Origin of the sequence: Thermoflexus sp., assembly GCF_042408365.1 — a bacterium.
Lineage (GTDB): Bacteria > Chloroflexota > Anaerolineae > Thermoflexales > Thermoflexaceae > Thermoflexus.
On the sequence record NZ_JBHOQJ010000076.1, the window covers coordinates 1 to 1,731 of the forward strand.

The following is a 1,731-nucleotide window of genomic DNA, read 5'->3' on the forward strand; positions in this document are numbered from 1 at the left end:
TCCCCGTGCGGCAAAGCCGCACGGGGAGAGGGGAAAGAGATGAGAATCTGATTTCACCGCATCCGACGAAATTGGGGCACACCCGTTACGCAGGTACTCAGGAAGTACCCCCGCTTCGTAGGAAGAAGTCAGGGATAGCACCCTAGGCCCAAAATTCAAAGGGGCTATGCGATGAGGGGAATCACCCCTCTTCCCCACGGTCCAAAGGGCCGTGGGGAGGAGGGGTGAAAACTGTTTTTGGAAGAGCGGAGTCGGGCGCCTTTGGTGTCCGACTCCGCCCTCAAAAGCCCTCACGAGGAAACCAACCGCGCAACTCCTAACAAGTATTGCGCTCCTCCAGGATTAAGCGTGCCCGAAGCCCCTTCGCCGGGCGATCTCGTAAAGCGCGATGGCCCCAGCCGTGGCGGCGTTGAGCGAGGTCACCTGCCCACGCATGGGGAGATAAATAAGGAAATCACACGTTCGCCGAACCAGGGGACGGATGCCGGTTTCTTCATTGCCCACCACTAACGCGATCGGGCCGCTCAGATCCGCCTGATCATACCGGACCGCCCGGGGATCCTGTTGGAGCCCAACCACCCAAACGCCTCGCTCTTTCAACCGCTCCAGCGCACGGGCCAGATTAGTCACCTGAACAATCCAAAGATGCTCCACCGCGCCGGCAGAGGCATTGACCACAGCGGGAGTCACACGGGCACTGCGATGCTCCGGGAACAAAACCGCATGCACCCCGACCGCCTCAGCGGCGCGCAACAATGTGCCAAAGTTTTGGGGATCTTGAAGGCAATCCAAGGCCAACCAGAATGGAGGGTCCGGCCGGCGGACGCTCTCGGCCCAGGCCTGCTCAAAATCCGCATACGGATAAGGGTCCGCCTCGGCGACCACCCCTTGGTGGCCGTTCGCGATGGCATCGAGGCGCGCCCGAGGCACGTACAAGATCGGAATCCCTCGGACTGCAGCCAGGGCGCTTAGCTCCTCTAAGATCGGCCGGGGCTCGGCCCCCTCGGAGATCAACAGGCGATAAACCCGCCGTCGTCCCGCCCGTAAGGCCTCATGCACCGCATGGCGGCCGTATAGAAACTCCCGCTGGATACTTTCTTGCTTCCCCATCGCGAGCGCTCCGTCGACCGGAGGGGGTTGCGACCCTGGTTCGCGTCGTCAGGCACCGGCAGTGCAGGTTGGAGTCCGCGTTCTCTTTCCGGCCCCTTTCCTCTCCCCCCTCCCCACGGCATAAACCGGACGCGCGAGCGCCCGACTCCGAACACAGAATTATAGGGGCCAGAGCACGCGATTGCGCATAACATCCATTCCTGGCCCATCTCATCAAGGAAGCATTTCCGTTTTCAACACAGCATCCAGCACGATCATCGCTGCGAGGGCCAATGGCACCGCCGTGCCCAGATGATAAAGCCATCCGTATTTCGCGGGCGGGATGGCGTAAAGCGCCAGAACACACAGATCCAACGCGATCCCGATGATGAGACCCCCTATAATCACCGCAATTCGCTTGGCGAGCATTCCTGTCTCCTCCCAGGCGTGACATGTTCCCGGTAGATTGTAGTGGTTCCCTGAGGGTCCGTCAACGTGGATCTCGGAAATTAAGAGCGGCAAAGAAACATATTTTGGTTCTGGCCGCTTCTGCTTCTTCTAGATTTGATTGTTAGATACGACTGAACGCGCTTTTAAGCAGTTTCTCGAGAGGTTTTGGGGCTGGGGCCGCCTTCGGCGGCA

The 1,731-nt window shown here is 59.9% G+C and carries 2 protein-coding genes; both read right to left on the reverse strand.

Features of this window, described 5'->3' with window-relative positions:
• Positions 1-342 precede the first annotated feature (342 nt).
• Positions 343-1,110 carry a 23S rRNA (guanosine(2251)-2'-O)-methyltransferase RlmB gene (gene rlmB / locus ACFMO5_RS03325; protein ID WP_376791348.1) on the reverse strand — a complete coding sequence of 256 codons (768 nt, stop codon included), beginning with the start codon at positions 1,108-1,110 and terminating at the stop codon, positions 343-345.
• A 213-nt stretch (positions 1,111-1,323) separates the two neighbouring features.
• On the reverse strand, positions 1,324-1,518 hold the full coding sequence (locus ACFMO5_RS03330) for a hypothetical protein (RefSeq protein ID WP_376791349.1): 195 nt from the start codon (positions 1,516-1,518) through the stop codon (positions 1,324-1,326).
• Positions 1,519-1,731 lie beyond the last annotated feature (213 nt).

Coding starts and splice junctions, on each gene's coding strand:
- rlmB (WP_376791348.1), bottom strand. CDS start 1,110: ATGGGGAAGCAAGAAAGTATCCAGCGGGAGTTTCTATACGGCCGCCAT.
- ACFMO5_RS03330 (WP_376791349.1), bottom strand. CDS start 1,518: ATGCTCGCCAAGCGAATTGCGGTGATTATAGGGGGTCTCATCATCGGG.